Origin of the sequence: Serratia sp. CY33802 (assembly GCF_052169095.1) — a bacterium.
GTDB classification, from domain to species: Bacteria; Pseudomonadota; Gammaproteobacteria; order Enterobacterales; family Enterobacteriaceae; genus Serratia; species Serratia bockelmannii.
In genome coordinates, this window is record NZ_JBJNLL010000002.1 from 789924 (window position 1) to 807729 (window position 17806).

Consider the following 17806-nt stretch of genomic DNA (forward strand, 5'->3'; position numbering starts at 1 on the left):
CGCGGGGTGAGGCGGCTTAGTGCCCCATCGCATCCTTTTTCATCTCGTCTTTCTTCATACCGTCTTTGGCCATACCGTCTTTCGCCATACCCTCTTTTTTCATGGCGTCTTTGCCCATTTTGTCTTTCTTCATGCAGTCCTTGCCCATGCACTCTTTCTTCATCCCATCTTTCGCCATGCCGTCGTGCGACATCTGGCTCATGCCGTCCTTTTTCATCGCGTCTTTGCTCATGCCGTCCGCGGCGTTGGCGCCGGCCACACCCAGCATCAGCGCGCTACACATCATGATTGCGAATAACTTTTTCATGGTATTTCCTTCCGTCATGTCAAAGGCACCGGAGTGCCGGAGAATGGCCGGCGGCCGCCTCAGCTGCCGCCAAACCAGTTGTAACCCTGATCTTCCCAGTAACCGCCCGGGAAGTGGTTGGTGACCTCGATCACCTGAATGTGCTTCGGATTCTTGTAGCCCAGCTTGGTCGGCATGCGCAGCTTCATCGGATAGCCGTACTTGCGCGGCAAGATCTGGCCGTCGTAGGTCAGCGCGATAATCGTCTGCGGATGCAGCGCGGTGGCCATGTCGATGCTGGTGTAGTAGTCATCGGCGCATTTGAAGCTGACGTAGCGGGCGCTCAGATCCGCGCCGATCGCCTTGAGAAAGGTGGCGAACGGCACACCGCCCCACTTGCCGATGGCGCTCCAACCCTCAACGCAAATATGGCGCGTCACCTGGCTGACCTGCGCCATCCGATGCAGCTGCGGCAGGCTCCAGGCGCGCTTGTCCTGCACCAACCCCGCCACTTCCAGCCGATAGTCGTCGCCGTTGATGTCCGGCGCGTCCTCCTCGGCGTAAAAGGCGTTGAACGGGAACGGCCGGGTGATCATCGATTCCGGGTAGACCGGCGCCAGGCGATCGCCGTTGAACAGCCAGCCCTGCACCCGATCATTGAGGCGCGACATGCGGCTTAGCGCCTGCTCGACGTTGGCGTTGTCGCTGAGATCGCAGCCGGTGAGCATGGCGATGCCGCCCAGCGTCAGGCCATTGCGCAAAAAGCGGCGGCGCGAAGGCGCGCTCAACAGCCGCTGCGCTTCTTTGACGATCGCCTGCCCTTCGCCGATCGTCATGATCTGTTTATCCTTTTTCATCGTGAACTCCTTAACGCCCGCGCAGCATGGCCAGCAGCGTCCGCGGCACCAGCGCCACCATCACCAGATGGATCGCGACGAAGACCACCAGCGCAGACATGGCGAAAAAGTGGATATAGCGCGCCGCCTCATAGCCGCCGAGCAGCGTGCGCAGCAGCGGAAACTGCACCGATTTCCACAGCACCAGTCCGGACAGCGCGCTTATCACGCCGAGGAGCATCACCGACAGATAGGCCACGCGCTGCACCATGTTGTAGTGGCGCAGGTCGGCGTGCTGCAGCCTGCCGCGCAGCGCCGCGCCGACATCGGCGAGAAACTGCTTCGGGCTGAGCGGCCAATATTTGCGTTTGAAGCGCCCGCTGGTGAGGTTCAGCAGCAGGTAGCACAGCCCGTTGATGCCAAACAGCCACATGCCGGCAAAGTGCCACTGCAGCGCGCCGCCCAACCAGCCCCCGAGCGTCAGCTCGTTGAAAAAGCTGAAGTTGAACAGCGGCGAAGCGTTGTAGATGCGCCAGCCGCTGGTCACCATGATCAGCATCGCCAGCGCATTCAGCCAATGCGTCAACCGCAGCCACAGCGGATGTACGGTCTGTCGTTGTTCCGGAGTGAGGGTGAGGCTCATAAAGATTCCTGCCAGCTAACGATGCGATGAGCCGAGTATTCCCCGGATTTGTTCCCCAAGACCTCACGCAAAGTTAAATAAAATGTGATAACTCCACCGGTGGGGGTTGTGTAGACTTCAGAGAGGATCGGGCAATCAGCGGTAATGAGAATGGAAAAGCCAAAACGAATTTTGATCGTCGAGGACGACGGCGACATCGCCGAGCTGCTGCAGCTGCATCTGCGTGACGAGGGTTACGCCATCAGCCACGCCGCCGACGGCAATCAGGGCATGGCGATGCTGGAACAGGGCGGCTGGGATGCCCTCATCCTCGATCTGATGCTGCCGGGCGTGGACGGATTGGAGATTTGCCGCCGGGCGCGCACCATGACGCGCTACACGCCGATCATCATCACCAGCGCGCGCTCCAGCGAGGTGCACCGCGTGCTGGGGCTGGAGCTGGGCGCCGATGACTATCTGGCCAAACCCTTCTCCATGCTGGAGCTGGTGGCTCGAGTCAAGGCGCTGTTTCGCCGCCAGGAGGCGATGAGCCGCAACCTGCGCATGGACGCCGGCGTGCTCAGCTTCAACGATCTGACCATCGACCCCATCGCCCGCGAAGTGCACCTGCATCAGCAGCCGGTCGAGCTGACGCCGCGCGAATTCGACCTGCTGTACTTTTTCGCCCGCCATCCGGGCCAGGTGTTCTCGCGCCTCAGCCTGTTGAATCAGGTCTGGGGCTATCAGCACGAAGGGTATGAGCACACCGTCAACACCCATATCAACCGGCTGCGCATCAAGATCGAGCGCAACCCGGCGGAACCCGAGCGCATCCTCACGGTGTGGGGCATGGGCTATAAATTCGCGGCCACGCCGCATGAGTGAGCCATGAAAAACCTTACGTTAGCGCAACGCCTCACGCTGATCTTCACGCTGCTGATCGTCATCGGCTGCGCCTTTTCCGGCTGGATGCAGGTACGCAGCAGCACCCAGTACAGCCAGGCAGTGATCCAGCGCCTGTCAGGCAACCTGGCGCAGCATATCGCCGACAGCAATCCGCTGCTGGGAGTGAACGGGCCGGATCCGCAGGCGGTGCATACCCTGTTCGACCAGCTGATGGCGGTGAACCCCAGCGTGGAGGTTTACCTGCTCGACAAACAGGGCGCGATTATCGGCAATGCCGCGCCGGCCGGGCATCTGAAGCGGCAGCGGGTCGCGCTGGCGCCGCTGCAGGCGCTGCTCGATGGCGCGCAGATGCCGGTGTATGGCGACGATCCGCGCAGCGCGGACGGGCGCAAGGTGTTCAGCGTCGCGCCGCTGAAGGTCGACGGCCGGGTCGAAGGCTATCTGTACGTGGTCTTGCTCGGCGAAGAGTACACGGCGCTGGCCAGCAACGCCCAGTTCAACTCGGCGGTCAGGATGGCGCTGTGGACTTCTGGGTTGATGGTGCTGTTCAGCCTGCTAGCCGGCGGTTTCGCGTTTTATTGGGTAACGCGCCCTATCCGTCGCCTGACCCGCCAGGTCAGCGCGCTGGACAGCGGCGGCATTGAGGCGGTGCAGGCCTACGCGGCGCTGCCTGCAGTACCGGCCGGGCGCGACGAAGTCAGCCAGCTGCAACAGGCCTTCCACCGCATGGCGCAGCGCCTGGCCGAACAATGGCAAACGCTGGCGCAGCAGGATCGGCTGCGGCGTGAATTCATCGCCAACGTCTCGCACGATCTGCGCACCCCGCTCACTTCGCTGCACGGCTATCTGGAGACGCTGTCGGTTAAGGCCGCCACCCTGAGCGAAGCCGATCGGCGGCGCTATCTGGAGATCGCGCTGGCGCAAAGCCGCAAGGTGGGCAAGCTGGCGCAGGAGCTGTTCGAGCTGGCTCGATTAGAGTATGGCGTGGTGAAGCCGCAGAAAGAGCCCTTCTCCCTCAGCGAGCTGTTGCAGGACGTGTTCCAGAAGTTCGAGCTGGCGGCAGAGGCGCGCAACCAGCGGCTGCACGCCGACATCGCTCCCGGCATTCCGCCGGTGTTCGCCGATCTCAGCATGATTGAGCGGGTGCTGACCAACCTGTTGGACAACGCCATTCGCCATACGCCGCCCGGCGGCGACATCGGCGTGCGGCTGTGGCGGCAGGACGATCGGGTCATGGTCCAGGTCAGCGACAGCGGCCCCGGCATTCCGCAGACGCTGCGCGCCGATCTGTTCGTGCGCCCGTCTGTCCTGAGCGGCGCCCGGCGCCCTTCCGGCGGACTGGGGTTGATGATCGTGCGGCGTATTCTGCAGCTGCACGACAGCGATATTCAGCTGATCGAACAAGCGCAAAGCGGCGCCTGCTTCCGCTTCGCCATTCCGCCGCGTTAACACGGCACAACGGTTATTGTGCGATCGGGAACCGCAGGCTGAAGAGGATGTTGGCGACAGGCGCGCGCCCGATACATTCGGCGCGCACCTCACCGCCGTGCAGCGTCATGATGGCGCGCACGATAGACAGCCCCAGCCCACTGGCATGATTGCCGGCGCTGCGTGCGGGATCGGCGCGATAGAAACGATCGAACAATTTTTCCAACTGTGCCGGCGCGATCGGCTTCCCCTGATTGATGACCTGCACCCACCAGGCATCGGCGCGCCGTTCAGCCCGCAGGACGATCAGGCTGTTTTCGTCGGCATAACGCACCGCGTTGGCCACCAGGTTGCTCAGCGCCCGCTGGAACAACATCGCGTCCGCCTCCAGCGCGCCTTCCCCTTCGCAGCTCAACGCAATGCCGCGTTCTTCCGCCAGCCCTTCGAAATAATCCGCCACCCGCCGCAGCTCCAGCGCCACATCCAGGCGGCTGTAGTTCAGCGCAGACTGCGCCTCGCCGGCGCGCGCCAGAAACAGAATGTTTTCCACCATGCGGGAAATGCGCTCCAGCTCATCCATATTGTTCGACAGCAGGGTTTCGTACTCCTCCACGCTGCGGGGCTGGTAAAGCGCCACCTGGCACTGGCCCATCAACGCCCCTACCGGCGTGCGGATCTCATGGGCCAGATCGGCGGAAAATTGCGTCAGCCGCTGATAGCCTTCATTCAACCGATCGAGCATCGCATTGAACGAACGGGTCAGCTGCTGCAACTCCTTCGGCGCCCCCTGCTCGCTGAGGCGTGTCGACAGCGTATTGGGCGCAATCTGCGACGCCTGCGCCGCCATGCGCCATAACGGCTTCAATCCCCGCCGCATGACCCCATAGCCCAGCAGCGCAATCAGCAGGAAAGCCACCGCGACCGCCGCGACGATGCGCCACAGGTAACGCGCCAGCATCTTCTGCTCGTTGGCCATCACATGCGCGGCGGAGATCTGCAACAGGCTGCCGTCTTCCAGACGCACCATCGCCGAAGCGGCGCGCAGCGGCACCCCCTGCGCCGTTTCCCCGCTGCGCACGGCGGCCAGCGTCTGCGCCTGTTCGGGCGGCGTCGGCGCGATCGGCGGCAGGGCCACCCTGGCCGGATTCACATTGATGAGCGGCTTTTGCCCCGGGATTTGGAAAATCAGCACGTCCTGTTCATTGCCCAGCATATTTTCGAACAGGCCGTTATTGGCGGTCAGACGCGCCAAAGGAAAGCGCTGCCCCAGTAAATGGCGGAAATACTCGATGCGCCCGGTCACCTGCAGATCGCTGCGGAGCGTCATTTCCTGACGCATGGCGCCGAACAGATACCAGCCCGCCCCGCTCACCACGCAGGCGGCCACCAGCGCGAACAGCATGGCGGTGCGCAGCGTCAGCGACACCGGCCGACGTGAAGCGCGGGCGTTCACGAGCGCGGCTCGCAAACATAGCCGATGCCGCGCACGCTGTGGATCAGCTTGACGTCGAACGGCCGATCTATCTTGGCGCGCAGGCGTTTGATCGCCACGTCAACCACATTGGTGTCGCTGTCGAAATTCATGTCCCACACCTGAGAGGCTATCTGCGTGCGCGACAGCACTTCGCCTTCGCGCCGCACCAGCAGATGCAGCAGCATGAACTCCTTGTTGGTCAACGGGATCACCTGATCCTGGCGCACCGCCCGGCGGCGCAATACGTCCAACTGCAGATCGGCGATGGCGTAATGATCGGCTTCGCGCGCCGGCCCGCGGCGCAGCAAGGTGCGCAAACGCAGCACCAGCTCGGTAAAGGAAAACGGCTTGATAAGATAGTCGTCCGCGCCCAGCTCCAGACCGTGGATGCGATCCTGCACGCCGTCGCGGGCGGTGAGAAACAGGATCGGTACGTCGCTTTTCTTGCGCAGCACCTCGATGACCTGCCAGCCGTCCAGCCCCGGCAGCATCACGTCGAGCACGATCGCATCGTAATCCTGCTCCAACGCGCGAAACAGCCCATCGGTGCCGGTGCGCGCCAAATCGACGCCGTAGCCCGCCTCACCCAGCCCTTTCTTCAGGTAATCCCCTGTGCCGATATCGTCTTCAACTACCAGTATTCGCATGCTCGCCACCTCGTTACGTCTGCAAAAATACTAGCAGTTTCGGCGGACAAACTTGATGACATTAATGTCATCAAACGGCCATGGCGCTGACCCAGTAGGTCAACCATGCTTAACCGGCAAACTCATTTCAGGAGAACGTTATGATTACCCGTCATCGTATAGCCGGTTTATTGTTATCCACGTTGCTGCTGTCCAGCGGCTTGGCCGCCGCCGCCCAACCGCCGGGCAAGGTGATTGCGCCGCTACGCGGCACCATCAGCCAGGTTGCCGACGGCAATCTGCAACTGACCGATCGCAAAGGCGAGACACTCAGCGTCAAGCTGAACGATCAGACCAAAGTGCTCAGCGTTTCCAAAGCCACGCTGGACGACATCAAACCGGACAGTTTTATCGGCACCGCCGCCGTGCCGCAGCCGGACGGCACGCTCAAAGCGCTGGAAGTGCACGTGTTCGCCGCCAGCCTGCGCGGCACCGGCGAAGGGCACTCGGCCTGGGAATCCGCCGACGGCAAAGTGGACACCATGACCAACGGCACCGTCGGTAAACTGGTGAAATCCAACGGCCGCACCCTGACCGTCACCTACGGCAACCAGCAGAAAACCGTCGTCGTGCCGGAAGACGTGCCGATCGTGACGCTGGATCCGGGCGATCTGAGCCTGCTGAAACCGGGCGTGCACATCGTGCTGTTCTCCGCCGCCGACGATAAGGGCGAACGCATCGCCACCCGCATTTCCGCCGGCAAAGACGGCACTGTGCCGCCGATGTAACCGGAGGAAAGCCATGAAGACCAACGCGTCGCCGCCGGTGCATCGCTGGCCGGTTCGAATCACTCATTGGATCAACCTGTTCGCCATGGTGTGCATGTTCATGAGCGGTTGGGAAATCTACAACGCCTCGCCGCTGTTCGATTTCCGCTTTCCGCCGCAGATGACGCTGGGCGGTTGGCTGGGCGGCGCGATTGGTTGGCATTTGGCGGTGATGTGGCTATTGGCGCTCAACGCCGTCTGCTATCTGTTGTGGAGCCTGTTCAGCGGTCATTTTCGCCGCGATCTGTTGCCGCTTCGCCTCGGCGCGCTGCGGCAGGATATCTGGCTGGCGTTGACGCTGCGCCTGCGCCACCGGCATGGCCGCTATAACGCCATTCAGAAACTGATGTACCTCGGCGTACTGGCGCTGGGGCTATTACTGGTGCTGTCCGGCCTGGCGATTTGGAAGCCGGTTCAGCTGCAGGGATTGGTCGCCCTGTTTGGCGGCTTCGATTTCGCGCGCTACGTGCATTTCTTCGCCATGGCCGGCATTGGCCTGTTTGTGGCGATCCACGTCTTTATGGTGGCTGTCGTGCCCAAAACGCTGTGGGCGATGATAACGGGTGGCAAACATGAATGAGAAAAAGCCGCGGGCAACCGCGCCAAAACTGGAACCGGACCAAAAAAAGCAGCTGGTCAATCTGCAGCGCCGCCTGATGCTGCGCTCCGGGCTGACACTGGGCGGCATCGCCATGCTCACCGGTTGCAACCTGCAAGACGGCGATCGGGTGGATAAGGTGCTGTGGGCTATGTCGCGCTGGAACGACCGGGTGCAGGCCTGGCTGTTCAGCGGCCAGCGGCTGGCGCAAACTTACCGGCCGGACCAGATCACCCACCCTTTCCCCTTCAACGCGTTTTACCCGGAATACAACGTCCCCGAGATCGATCTCGCTGGCTACCGGCTTGAGGTCGCGGGGAAGGTGGAGAAAAAAGCCCCCTGGACGCTGGAACAGCTGCAGCGGCTGCCGCAGCAAAGCCAGATCACGCGTCTGATCTGCATTGAGGGCTGGAGCGCCATTGGTCAATGGGGAGGCGTGCCGCTGCGCACCTTTCTGCAGCACGTCGGCGCGGATCTGAATGCCGGTTACGTCGGCTTCAAATGCGCCGATCGTTACTACGCCAGCCTCGACATGGCCACCGCGCTGCACCCGCAGACCATCTTGGCGCTGGATTTCGGCGGCAAGGCGCTGCCGGCTGACTATGGCTACCCGTTGCGGCTGCGCGTGCCGACCAAACTGGGGTTCAAAAACGCCAAACATATCGCCGCGATCTTCGTCAGCGACGTCAATCCAGGCGGGTATTGGGAAGATCAGGGCTACAACTGGTTCAGCGGCATTTAGTTTTGCGCGGCGCTGCGCACAACTTTCATCGGCGGCTGGAGGATCGTCTCCGCCGCGGTTAATAATCTGTTCGTCACAAAGGGGATAACTATAGGGAAAATAATAGTAAAAAGGATTTTATCATGGATATTGATGTGAGGGAGATCAATGCGCGACCTGTCACGGAGTATAGGTACAGAATAACGGTTTATAAAAAAGCCAGCAGCGTTGCTGCGTATTACCTTGATTTTAAAAAAGCGACGTTAAGGATGCGTCAATGGCTTATTGGGGCGTATCCTGCCCCGGAAGTATTGGACAATGCTTACGTCATGGAACTGTACGATGTAAGAGCATTGGAAACCCGCGCCGAAGTAACCAGATCCTTATTTGATACCTATACCAGGATGGCGTACACCCGAGATGAACGAGAACAACTCTTCATTAATGGCATCGGCCTGGCGATCGTCACTTTTGTGGCGCAATACCAAGCAAGATTGGTTTTCAGCGTACCGCTCAGGCCAGCGTTAGCCAGAATTTACGACTCGCTCTTGAAAAAACACGCGCATCGCGTACATTATTTGTACAACCAAGCGCTTATTGAGGACGGATTATATGTCATCGAAATCCCGCCTGTTAACGGCAGAATCCCACCCAATCCCTATGAGCATGAAGGAACGGCACCAAAAAGAGATGCAAGCTTTCCACGAAGAATGGGCTGAACAAAGGCGCCGCGAATGGCGTGAACGCGGCGGCGTTGAAGCCAGTGAACCGCCCGCACGTAGCATCGATACCGAACTTTCATCCTGATTCCGGTTCGTCCTTATTCTTCTTCTCCCGCCGTCAGCAATGCAATCCCCGCTTGCTCAATGGCCTCCCGCGCGGCGGCGGGCAACCCCTCGTCGGTAATGACAGCGTCAAAGGCAGCAATCGGCAGCGCCAGGTAGGTCGCGACCTTGCCGTATTTGGACGTATCGCTGAGCAGAATGCGGCGGCGGCTGGCCTCGACGATGGCCTTCTTCACCATCACCTTGTCTTCGTTCGGCGTCGACAGGCCGCGCATGCTCCACGAAGAGGCGGAGATAAACGCCAGATCGATAAACAGACCGCGCAGCGCCTGCGCCGCCGCTTCGCCAACGCAGGAACGGTTTTCCCGGCACACGGTGCCGCCGGTGTGGATGATTCGGCACTGGCTATGCTCTATCAGGAACCCGGCGATGACAAAGTCGTTGGTCACCACCGTCAAATCTTCACGTTCACCGATCTGTTTCGCCAGCGCCAGCGTGGTGGTACCGGCATCCAGATAAATACAGCTGTTGACGGGAATTTGCCGCGCCGCCAGCCGGCCAATGGCGATTTTCTGCCGGCTGAACATCCCTTCTTTGGCCTGGTGCGAAGGTTCGCTTGCCACCCGCTCAGGCGCCTGCACGCCGCCCGAGACCGACTGCACCGCGCCCTGTTCCTCCAGCTTTTGCAAATCGCGGCGGATCGTCATGTGCGACACCCCCAGCCGTTCGGTCAGCTCGGCAATGCTGACGACGCCGCGTTCGGATACCAGCGCAAGAATTTGTTGATGGCGTTCTACAGGTATCACGGTTCCCTCTCGTTGCTGCGGTGATAATAATTGTGATTTTACGTCAATTTTCGTTCGCCGATAGCCCTAATTTTTCGCGGCGTGACGGCGAGCGCAGTTAGGTCAGGTAAACATAATCTTATTTAAAAACATAATAGTAATGTCGATACGGACCAGAAATCACCCGAAAAATTCGTTTCACACATTGTTAATTATTGTGATATCGATCGCGGATAAACGGCCACTAAGCGCTTACATTTAACACAACAAAACAAATTATCACTAAAATTAACAGGAGTGCAGTATGACACACCCAGGGAATTATGCCGTTTGCGTCATCGGGCTGGGGGCGATGGGCATGGGCGCGGCGCGCTCGTGCCTCCGCGCCGGATTGACCACCTACGGGGCGGACCTGAATCCGCAGGCACTGGCGGCGCTGCAACAGGCCGGCGCGAAGCAAACGTCCTCCAGCGCGTGCGACTTCGCCGCCGAGTTGGACGCCGTGCTGCTGCTGGTGGTGAACGCCGCCCAGGTGAAGCAGATCCTGTTCGGCGAACAAGGCCTGGCGCCAAAGCTCAAGCCGGGCACCGCGGTGATGGTCTGTTCGACCATTTCCGCCGATGACGCCAAACAGATCGAGCAACGGCTGCTGGACTACGGGCTGCCGATGCTGGATGCGCCGGTTTCCGGCGGAGCGGCCAAGGCAGAGGAAGGCCAGATGACGGTGATGGCCGCCGGCGCAGACGCCACCTTCGAGCGCCTGCAACCCGTGCTGGACGCCATCGCCGGCAAGGTTTACCACATCGGCGAAACGATCGGCCTGGGCGCGACGGTAAAAATCATCCACCAGCTGTTGGCTGGCGTACACATCGCCGCCGGCGCGGAAGCCATGGCGCTGGCCGCCCGCGCCGGCATCCCGCTGGACGTGATGTACGACGTGGTCACCCACGCCGCCGGCAACTCCTGGATGTTCGAAAATCGCATGCGCCACGTGGTCGACGGCGACTATACGCCCAAATCGGCGGTGGATATCTTCGTCAAGGATCTGGGGCTGGTGGCGGATACCGCCAAGGCGCTGCATTTCCCGCTGCCGCTGGCCTCCACCGCCTTCACCATGTTTACCGCCGCCAGCAACGCCGGCTACGGTAAAGAAGACGACAGTGCGGTAATCAAAATCTTTGCCGGCATTGATTTGCCGCAAAAAAAGGAGGCGCTCTGATGCTGCTTGGCGTAATCGCGGATGACTTTACCGGCGCGACCGACATCGCCAGTTTTCTGGTGCAAAATGGCCTGCCGACGGTGCAGCTGAATGGCGTGCCGCAAGACGAAACGCAAATAAACGCACAGGCGGCGGTCATTAGCCTGAAATCGCGTTCCTGCCCGGCAGAGCAGGCGGTCGAACAGTCGTTGCAGGCGCTGGCCTGGCTGCAAGAACAGGGCTGCCGTCAGTTCTACTTCAAGTACTGCTCCACCTTCGACAGCACCGCACAGGGCAATATCGGCCCGGTGACCGATGCTCTGCTCGCCGCGCTGGGAGAAAATTTCACGGTTGTCTCACCGGCGTTGCCGGTAAACGGCCGCACGGTCTATCAGGGCCACCTGTTTGTCGGGGAACAGCTGTTGTCTGAATCCGGCATGCGTCATCACCCGGTCACGCCAATGACCGACAGCAACCTGCTTCGCCTGATGGAATCCCAGGCCACCGGACGCTGTGGGCTGGTGACGGCGGCAGAAATGGATCGCGGCGCCGAGGCGGTCAGCGAGAAGCTGCAGCAATTGGCGCAGGACGGCGTGCGCTACGCAGTGCTGGATACGCTCAACGAACGGCATCTGCTCACCCAGGGTGAAGCGTTGAAAACGATGAAGCTGGTGACCGGCGGTTCGGGCCTGGCGATCGGCCTGGCGCGTCAATGGGCGCAGAATGGCGAACGTTCGGCAGAGGCGGCCGGTGCGCCGCAGGGGGAAAAAGCGGCGGTGCTGTCGGGCTCGTGTTCTGTGATGACCAACCGGCAGGTGGCGCACTACCGTGAACGCGCGGCGGCGCAGGCCATCGATATCGGCCGCTGTCTCGATCCGCAGGCGCGAGCGGCCTACGCCGCCGAGTTGGCGCATTGGGCGCAGCGCCATACCGGGGAAGCGCTTGCCCCGCTGATCTACGCCACTGCATCGCCGGAGTCGCTGCAGCAAACGCAACAACGGCATGGCGCCGCCGCCAGCGAAGCGGTAGAAGCCTTGTTCGCCGAACTGGTGGTGCAACTGCATCAGTTGGGGTTCAGCCGCTTTATCGTCGCCGGCGGCGAAACCTCCGGCGTGGTCACGCAGGCGCTGGGCATTCGCGGCTTCCATATCGGCCCCAGCATTTCCCCCGGCGTTCCCTGGGTGCGCGCCAGCGATCGGGCCATTTCCCTGGCGTTGAAATCAGGCAATTTTGGCGATGAAGCCTTCTTCTCACGCGCGCAAACGGAGTTTTCAGTATGAGCATGACCACCGAACAGCAGGCGCGTGAAGAGATGGTGCGCCTGGGCGCCTCGTTTTTCCAACGCGGCTACGCCACCGGCTCTGCCGGCAACCTCTCGCTGTTGCTGCCGGACGGCGCGCTGCTGGCGACGCCGACCGGCTCCTGTCTCGGCGAGCTGCAGGCCGACCGCCTGTCTAAAGTGAGCCTGAACGGCGACTGGCTCTCCGGCGACAAACCGTCGAAAGAGATCAGCTTTCATCGGGCGCTCTATCTGAACAACCCGGAATGCAAAGCGGTCGTGCACTTGCATTGCACCTACCTCACGGCGCTCTCTTGCCTGCAGGGGCTGGACGCCGACAACGCCATCAAACCGTTCACCCCCTATGTGGTGATGCGCGTCGGCAAGGTGCCGGTGGTGCCTTACTACCGGCCCGGCGACGAAAGGCTGGCACAGGATCTGGCCCGCCTGGCGCCGACCCACCGTGCCTTTTTGCTGGCCAACCACGGGCCGGTGGTGACCGGTAAAGACCTGCGAGCGGCGGCGGACAATGCCGAAGAGATGGAAGATGCGGCGCGACTGATCTTCACCCTCGGCGATCGTCCGATCCGCTATTTGACCGATGATGAAATTGCCGAATTACGGAGCTGAACCATGCCTAAATTTGCCGCCAATTTGTCGATGATGTTTACCGAGGTGCCATTCCTCGATCGCTTCGCCGCCGCTGCCGCACAGGGCTTCAACGCGGTGGAATTCCTGTTCCCTTACGAGCATCCCGCGGAGCTGTTGGCCGAGAAGCTGCGCGAACACGGCCTGCAACAAGTGCTGTTCAACACCGCGCCCGGTGATGCCGCCACCGGTGAGTGGGGGCTGGCGGCGCTGCCGGGCCGCGAGCGGGATGCGCGCGCCGATATCGATCGCGCGCTGGCCTACGCCATCGCCCTTTCCTGCCCCTGCGTGCACCTGATGGCCGGCGTAGTGCCCGCAGGCGCTGATCGACAGCGTTATCTCGACACCTTTATCGCCAATGCGCGCTATGCCGCCGACGCCTTCGCCCCGCACGGCGTCAAGGTGCTGATCGAAGCGCTCAGCCCGCCGGTCAAGCCCGACTACCTGTTCGCCAGTCAACATCAGGCGGCGGAAGCGGTGGCGGCGATCGAAAGACCGAACGTGTTCATTCAGTTCGACTTTTTCCACGCGCAGTTGGTGGACGGCAATATCAGCGGGCTGCTGGAGACGCTGGCCGGGCGCTACGCGCATATCCAGATAGCCTCGGTGCCGGATCGCCATGAGCCTGACGAGGGCGAACTGAATTACCCGTGGCTGTTCGACAAGCTGGATGCGCTCGGCTATCAGGGCTGGATCGGTTGCGAATACCGCCCGCGCGGCGACACCGCCGCCGGGCTCGGCTGGCTGAAGCCTTACCGCTAAAGCCGCACGCCGACACCAGGAAATCGATTTTATAACAATGAAACGCACCCGTATCGCCACGCGGCGATCGCGGTGCCCAACGCTTACCCAACGAAAGGCTTTTTTCATGTCTACCTCTCTGCTGTTGCTGATTGCCGTACTCGGCGTGGTGCTGCTGTTATTGATGGTGATTAAGGCGAAGGTGCAGCCCTTTGTCGCGCTGTTGGTGGTCAGTCTGCTGGTGGCGTTGGCCAGCGGCATTCCGACCGGTGAAGTGATGAAAGTAATGACCGCCGGGATGGGCGGCGTGCTCGGCTCGGTGACCATCATCATCGGTCTGGGGGCGATGCTCGGGCGCATGATCGAACACTCAGGCGGCGCCGAGTCGCTGGCGCAGCGCTTCAGCCAGGGGCTGGGGCCGAAACATACCGTCGCCGCGCTGACCCTCGCTGCATTTATCCTCGGCATTCCGGTGTTCTTCGACGTCGGCTTTATCATTCTGGCGCCGATTATTTACGGCTTCGCCAAGGTCGCCAAAGTGTCACCGCTGAAGTTCGGCCTGCCGATGGCCGGCGTGATGTTGACGGTACACGTCGCGCTACCGCCACACCCCGGCCCGGTCGCCGCCGCCGGCTTGCTCAACGCCGACATCGGTTGGCTGACCATCATCGGCCTCGCGATCTGTATCCCGGTCGGCGTGATCGGCTATTTCGCCGCCAACTACCTCAACCGCAAAACCTATCCATTATCGATAGAGGTGCTGGAACAGCTGCAGCTGGCGGCGCCGGAGCCGCGTCCGGAAGGGCAAGCGCCCCTCAGCGATCGCATCAACCCGCCTGGCGCCGGCCTGGTGGCGGCGCTGATCGTCATCCCGATCGCCATCATCATGCTCGGCACCGTCTCCGCCACGCTGTTGCCGGCAGGTTCGGCGCTGCGCGATGCGCTGTCTCTGCTGGGCTCGCCGGCGGTGGCGCTGATGATAGCCCTGCTGCTGGCCTTCTATTTCCTGGCGCTGCGCCGCGGCTGGAGCCTGCAACACGCCAGCGACGTGATGGGCGCCGCGCTGCCGACCGCCGCGGTGGTGATCCTGGTGACTGGCGCGGGCGGCGTGTTCGGCAAGGTGCTGGTGGAATCCGGCGTCGGCAAGGCGCTGGCCGAAGTACTGACGGCCATCGGCCTGCCGCTGGTACCCGCCGCCTTTATCATTTCGCTGGCGCTGCGCGCTTCACAGGGTTCCGCCACCGTGGCGATCCTGACCACCGGTGGCCTGTTGTCGGAAGCGGTCAGCGGGCTGAATCAGCTGCAGTTGGTGCTGGTGACGTTGGCGACCTGTTTTGGCGGGCTGGGGCTTTCCCACGTCAACGACTCCGGTTTTTGGATCGTCACGCGCTATTTGGGGCTGTCGGTGGCCGATGGCCTGAAGACCTGGACGGTGCTGACCACCCTGCTCGGTCTGAGCGGCTTTCTGTTCACCTGGCTATTGTGGCTGGCGGTGTGATTTCTCTGGCATACTGAACGCCGTTGTTTTTCATCGCCTTTCACCCTGTGCAGGAGCAGCAACATGACCGTAATCAACACCGCGCCAACGCTTGTCACCGAACGCCTGCGGCTGGACGCACACACGCTGGACGACTTCGACTCGCTGGCCGCTCTGTGGGCCGATCCGCTGGTGGTACGCTATATCGGCGGCACCCCGCGCGACCGAGAAGACTCCTGGGGGCGCCTGATGCGCTACGTCGGCCACTGGGCGCTGTTGGGGTACGGGTATTGGGCGGTGCGTGACAAACAGAGCGGCGAGTATCTCGGCAGCATCGGCTTCTCCGACTTCCTGCGCGACATCACCCCAGCGCTCGATGCGCCGGAGATGGGCTGGACGCTGGTGAGTTCGGCGCACGGCAAAGGCTATGCCACCGAGGCGCTGCGGGCGGCGCTGGCCTGGGGGAAAACGCACCTGCCGGGGGAAAAAACCGTCTGCATCATCTCGCCTGAAAACCAGGCTTCGCTGGCGTTGGCGAAAAAGGTCGGCTTCAGCGAAAGCCACCGCAGCGAGTATCACCAGAGCCCGATCGTGGTGATGCATTGCCCGCTTTGAATGCCTAAGCGCGTTGCACCGCCAACGCCGTCTGAATGAAGTTGTCCCGCAGCGCGTCGGTGCGCTGCGGATCCCAGGCGATACCGACCTGCCACTCCGTCTCCTCGCCGCTCAGCGGTAAAATGTCGATGCCGGCCGGCGCGATATGCGTGATGCTGTGCGGCAGCAGCGCGACACCGACGCCGGCGGCGACCAGCGCCAACAACGTTTGGATATCACCGGCCTGCTGCACCACGTTCGGCGTCAACCGGTGAGCGGCGATAAACCGCAGCGACTGATCGCTCAGCCCGCGCCCGCGTTTCGGCGTCAACTGCAACAGCGGCAGCAGATTGAAACGCGCCATCAGGTCGTCGGCACGTAGCGCCAGCGCACCCGGCGCAGCCAGCACCAACCGATCGCTCAACAACGCGACGCCGCACAGCGGCGTATTGACCGGCAAGCGCACGAACCCCGCCTGCAACTCTCCCTGCAGCAACAGCTGATACTGGCGTTCGGACGGCAGATCTTCGAGGCCGATCGCTACCTCGGGGAACCGTTGGCGAAAGGCGGCCACCAGCTGCGGTGCCAGATGAAAACTGGAAAGGCCAAATCCCAGCGACAGCCGCCCCGCTTCCCCGAGCGCCACCCGCCGAGCGCGCTGCTGAAACTGCTGGTACTGCGCCACCAGCACCTGCGCCTCCGGGTAGAGCCGCTGCCCGCCGGCGGTGAGCACCGCCCCCTGTCGGCCACGCTCGAACAATCGAACGCCGAGCTGGGTTTCCAGCGCCTGAATTTGCTTGCTCAGCGCCGGTTGGCTGATGCATAGCCGGCTCGCCGCCTGACGATAGTTGCCCTGCTCGGCCAGCGCCACCAGGGCGCGCAGTTGTTTTATATCCATTCCATTAAGTTATCGAACAGGGAATTTAATTGATTATACAGTAATCAATTCGCCTGCTGTAATCAACGCAGACCCTAACCGGAGAGACACCATGACCATCTCATTACGCGCCGCCACGGTGCAATTCCAGCATCGCGCCAACGATAAAAATTACAACCTGTCGACCATGGAGCGCTTTATCGCTCAGGCGGCCGAGCAGCAGGTACAGCTGCTGGCCTTCCCGGAAATGTGCGTCACCGGCTATTGGCACGTGCGCCATCTGTCCGACGCCGAAGTGCGGGCGCTGGCGGAACCGATCGTGAGCAGCCCCTCGCTGGCGCGCATTCGCCCGCTGGCTGAGCGTTACAACATGGCGATTGGCGTCGGGCTGATCGAGCTGGGCGATGATGGCCGGTGTTACAACGCCTATGCCGTTTGTCTGCCGGACGGCGAACTGCATGTGCACCGCAAACTGCACGCCTTCGAGCACCCGGCTATCGCCAGCGGCGACCGCTATACGGTGTTCGATACCCCCTGGGGCGTACGCGTGGGCGTATTGATCTGCTGGGACAACAATCTGGTGGAGAATGTGCGCGCAACGGCGCTGCTGGGCGCGGACGTGCTGATCGCCCCGCACCAGACCGGCGGCACCCATTCGCGCAGCCCGCACGGCATGAAGCCGATCCCGCAGGCGCTGTGGCAGCGGCGGGTGGAAGATCCGCAGGCGATAGAAGCCGCCTTTCGCGGCGAACACGGCCGCGGCTGGCTAATGCGCTGGCTGCCGTCGCGCGCTCACGACAACGGGCTGTTCTTGCTGTTCAGCAACGGCGTGGGCCGCGATGACGATGAAATACGCACCGGCAACGCGATGATCCTCGATCCTTACGGCCGCATCGTAGCGGAGACCTGGGCGGCGGAAGACCGGCTGGTCAGCGCCGATCTCGATCTGACGCTGATCCCGCTCAGCACCGGCCGCCGCTGGATTTACGGACGCCGCCCCGAGCTGTACGGGTTGTTGACCGAACCGCAAGGCTATGAACGCGATGCCCGCAGCGCGCGCTTTTCGACACAGCCGACGGGGCGCGGCAGCCGATAACA

Annotated in this window: 20 protein-coding genes; 13 read left to right on the forward strand and 7 right to left on the reverse strand. The window is 62.0% G+C overall.

Annotation, left to right across the window (positions count from 1 at the left end; genetic code table 11):
• Positions 1-16: 16 nt before the first annotated feature.
• From ACJ8HA_RS10265 to ACJ8HA_RS10275, 3 genes are read right to left on the reverse strand one after another with little or no spacing between them, the layout of a single operon-like run.
• Positions 17-307, reverse strand: a complete 291-nt coding sequence (locus ACJ8HA_RS10265; protein WP_442515322.1) for a pentapeptide MXKDX repeat protein — start codon at positions 305-307, stop codon at positions 17-19.
• Positions 308-366: 59 nt separating this feature from the next.
• Complete coding sequence (locus ACJ8HA_RS10270) at positions 367-1143, reverse strand: molybdopterin-dependent oxidoreductase (RefSeq protein WP_049295259.1); 777 nt, start codon at positions 1141-1143, stop codon at positions 367-369.
• A gap of 10 nt (positions 1144-1153) precedes the next feature.
• Entirely contained in the window at positions 1154-1765 is a 612-nt protein-coding gene (locus ACJ8HA_RS10275; RefSeq protein WP_049295258.1) for a cytochrome b/b6 domain-containing protein, read from the reverse strand.
• Between the two features lie 150 nt (positions 1766-1915).
• Between ACJ8HA_RS10275 and ACJ8HA_RS10280 the strand changes: the two genes are divergently transcribed.
• Both ACJ8HA_RS10280 and ACJ8HA_RS10285 read left to right on the forward strand, forming a co-directional pair.
• The gene (locus ACJ8HA_RS10280) at positions 1916-2629 is read left to right on the forward strand and encodes a response regulator transcription factor (protein ID WP_141997590.1); all 714 of its coding nucleotides are present in this window, start codon (positions 1916-1918) and stop codon (positions 2627-2629) included.
• A gap of 3 nt (positions 2630-2632) precedes the next feature.
• Positions 2633-4099, forward strand: coding sequence for a sensor histidine kinase (locus ACJ8HA_RS10285; RefSeq protein WP_025302103.1), 1467 nt, complete (start codon positions 2633-2635; stop codon positions 4097-4099).
• 13 nt (positions 4100-4112) lie between these two features.
• Here the strand turns inward: ACJ8HA_RS10285 and ACJ8HA_RS10290 are convergent, their stop codons facing one another.
• Both ACJ8HA_RS10290 and ACJ8HA_RS10295 read right to left on the reverse strand, forming a co-directional pair.
• On the reverse strand, positions 4113-5531 hold the full coding sequence (locus tag ACJ8HA_RS10290; protein ID WP_442515323.1) for a heavy metal sensor histidine kinase: 1419 nt from the start codon (positions 5529-5531) through the stop codon (positions 4113-4115).
• Complete coding sequence (locus tag ACJ8HA_RS10295; protein WP_016928497.1) at positions 5528-6199, reverse strand: heavy metal response regulator transcription factor; 672 nt, start codon at positions 6197-6199, stop codon at positions 5528-5530. The genes ACJ8HA_RS10290 and ACJ8HA_RS10295 overlap by 4 nt, the downstream gene beginning before the upstream one ends.
• 140 nt (positions 6200-6339) lie before the next feature.
• On the opposite strand from ACJ8HA_RS10295, the gene ACJ8HA_RS10300 reads away from it, so the two are divergent.
• The 4 genes from ACJ8HA_RS10300 to ACJ8HA_RS10315 all read left to right on the forward strand — a co-directional run bounded on the left by ACJ8HA_RS10300 (position 6340) and on the right by ACJ8HA_RS10315 (position 9043).
• The gene (locus ACJ8HA_RS10300) at positions 6340-6966 is read left to right on the forward strand and encodes a hypothetical protein (RefSeq protein ID WP_281041609.1); all 627 of its coding nucleotides are present in this window, start codon (positions 6340-6342) and stop codon (positions 6964-6966) included.
• A 13-nt stretch (positions 6967-6979) separates the two neighbouring features.
• Positions 6980-7585, forward strand: coding sequence for a cytochrome b/b6 domain-containing protein (locus ACJ8HA_RS10305; protein WP_049203409.1), 606 nt, complete (start codon positions 6980-6982; stop codon positions 7583-7585).
• A complete protein-coding gene (locus tag ACJ8HA_RS10310; RefSeq protein WP_025302099.1) occupies positions 7578-8345 on the forward strand; it encodes a molybdopterin-dependent oxidoreductase in 768 nt (255 codons plus the stop codon). The genes ACJ8HA_RS10305 and ACJ8HA_RS10310 overlap by 8 nt, the downstream gene beginning before the upstream one ends.
• A 122-nt stretch (positions 8346-8467) precedes the next feature.
• A complete protein-coding gene (locus ACJ8HA_RS10315; RefSeq protein WP_442515324.1) occupies positions 8468-9043 on the forward strand; it encodes a hypothetical protein in 576 nt (191 codons plus the stop codon).
• A gap of 101 nt (positions 9044-9144) precedes the next feature.
• Here the strand turns inward: ACJ8HA_RS10315 and ygbI are convergent, their stop codons facing one another.
• Positions 9145-9915, reverse strand: coding sequence for a DNA-binding transcriptional repressor YgbI (gene ygbI / locus ACJ8HA_RS10320; protein ID WP_442515325.1), 771 nt, complete (start codon positions 9913-9915; stop codon positions 9145-9147).
• Positions 9916-10198: 283 nt separating this feature from the next.
• Between ygbI and ltnD the strand changes: the two genes are divergently transcribed.
• The 6 genes from ltnD (at position 10199) to ACJ8HA_RS10350 (ending at position 15852) form a co-directional block, all read left to right on the forward strand.
• Positions 10199-11113 carry an L-threonate dehydrogenase gene (gene ltnD, locus ACJ8HA_RS10325; protein ID WP_197790556.1) on the forward strand — a complete coding sequence of 305 codons (915 nt, stop codon included), beginning with the start codon at positions 10199-10201 and terminating at the stop codon, positions 11111-11113.
• Positions 11113-12372, forward strand: coding sequence for a 3-oxo-tetronate kinase (otnK, locus tag ACJ8HA_RS10330; protein WP_442515326.1), 1260 nt, complete (start codon positions 11113-11115; stop codon positions 12370-12372). Before ltnD ends, otnK begins: the two co-directional genes overlap by 1 nt.
• A complete protein-coding gene (gene otnC / locus ACJ8HA_RS10335) occupies positions 12369-13001 on the forward strand; it encodes a 3-oxo-tetronate 4-phosphate decarboxylase (protein WP_038629064.1) in 633 nt (210 codons plus the stop codon). Before otnK ends, otnC begins: the two co-directional genes overlap by 4 nt.
• A gap of 3 nt (positions 13002-13004) precedes the next feature.
• A complete protein-coding gene (gene otnI / locus ACJ8HA_RS10340; protein ID WP_025302094.1) occupies positions 13005-13781 on the forward strand; it encodes a 2-oxo-tetronate isomerase in 777 nt (258 codons plus the stop codon).
• A 106-nt stretch (positions 13782-13887) separates the two neighbouring features.
• Positions 13888-15258 (forward strand): GntP family transporter, encoded by a 1371-nt coding sequence (locus ACJ8HA_RS10345; protein WP_048795956.1) that lies wholly within the window; start codon positions 13888-13890, stop codon positions 15256-15258.
• A 63-nt stretch (positions 15259-15321) separates the two neighbouring features.
• Entirely contained in the window at positions 15322-15852 is a 531-nt protein-coding gene (locus tag ACJ8HA_RS10350) for a GNAT family N-acetyltransferase (protein WP_025302092.1), read from the forward strand.
• A gap of 4 nt (positions 15853-15856) precedes the next feature.
• Here the strand turns inward: ACJ8HA_RS10350 and ACJ8HA_RS10355 are convergent, their stop codons facing one another.
• Positions 15857-16729, reverse strand: a complete 873-nt coding sequence (locus tag ACJ8HA_RS10355; protein ID WP_127146407.1) for a LysR family transcriptional regulator — start codon at positions 16727-16729, stop codon at positions 15857-15859.
• Between the two features lie 91 nt (positions 16730-16820).
• On the opposite strand from ACJ8HA_RS10355, the gene ACJ8HA_RS10360 reads away from it, so the two are divergent.
• On the forward strand, positions 16821-17804 hold the full coding sequence (locus tag ACJ8HA_RS10360) for a nitrilase family protein (protein WP_025302090.1): 984 nt from the start codon (positions 16821-16823) through the stop codon (positions 17802-17804).
• Positions 17805-17806: the final 2 nt, after the last annotated feature.

Coding starts and splice junctions, on each gene's coding strand:
- ACJ8HA_RS10350 (WP_025302092.1), top strand. CDS start 15,322: ATGACCGTAATCAACACCGCGCCAACGCTTGTCACCGAACGCCTGCGG.
- ACJ8HA_RS10345 (WP_048795956.1), top strand. CDS start 13,888: ATGTCTACCTCTCTGCTGTTGCTGATTGCCGTACTCGGCGTGGTGCTG.
- ACJ8HA_RS10360 (WP_025302090.1), top strand. CDS start 16,821: ATGACCATCTCATTACGCGCCGCCACGGTGCAATTCCAGCATCGCGCC.
- ACJ8HA_RS10305 (WP_049203409.1), top strand. CDS start 6,980: ATGAAGACCAACGCGTCGCCGCCGGTGCATCGCTGGCCGGTTCGAATC.
- ACJ8HA_RS10275 (WP_049295258.1), bottom strand. CDS start 1,765: ATGAGCCTCACCCTCACTCCGGAACAACGACAGACCGTACATCCGCTG.
- ACJ8HA_RS10285 (WP_025302103.1), top strand. CDS start 2,633: ATGAAAAACCTTACGTTAGCGCAACGCCTCACGCTGATCTTCACGCTG.
- otnI (WP_025302094.1), top strand. CDS start 13,005: ATGCCTAAATTTGCCGCCAATTTGTCGATGATGTTTACCGAGGTGCCA.
- ACJ8HA_RS10265 (WP_442515322.1), bottom strand. CDS start 307: ATGAAAAAGTTATTCGCAATCATGATGTGTAGCGCGCTGATGCTGGGT.
- ACJ8HA_RS10270 (WP_049295259.1), bottom strand. CDS start 1,143: ATGAAAAAGGATAAACAGATCATGACGATCGGCGAAGGGCAGGCGATC.
- ACJ8HA_RS10310 (WP_025302099.1), top strand. CDS start 7,578: ATGAATGAGAAAAAGCCGCGGGCAACCGCGCCAAAACTGGAACCGGAC.
- ltnD (WP_197790556.1), top strand. CDS start 10,199: ATGACACACCCAGGGAATTATGCCGTTTGCGTCATCGGGCTGGGGGCG.
- ACJ8HA_RS10315 (WP_442515324.1), top strand. CDS start 8,468: ATGGATATTGATGTGAGGGAGATCAATGCGCGACCTGTCACGGAGTAT.
- ACJ8HA_RS10300 (WP_281041609.1), top strand. CDS start 6,340: ATGATTACCCGTCATCGTATAGCCGGTTTATTGTTATCCACGTTGCTG.
- ACJ8HA_RS10355 (WP_127146407.1), bottom strand. CDS start 16,729: ATGGATATAAAACAACTGCGCGCCCTGGTGGCGCTGGCCGAGCAGGGC.
- otnK (WP_442515326.1), top strand. CDS start 11,113: ATGCTGCTTGGCGTAATCGCGGATGACTTTACCGGCGCGACCGACATC.
- ACJ8HA_RS10295 (WP_016928497.1), bottom strand. CDS start 6,199: ATGCGAATACTGGTAGTTGAAGACGATATCGGCACAGGGGATTACCTG.
- otnC (WP_038629064.1), top strand. CDS start 12,369: ATGAGCATGACCACCGAACAGCAGGCGCGTGAAGAGATGGTGCGCCTG.
- ACJ8HA_RS10280 (WP_141997590.1), top strand. CDS start 1,916: ATGGAAAAGCCAAAACGAATTTTGATCGTCGAGGACGACGGCGACATC.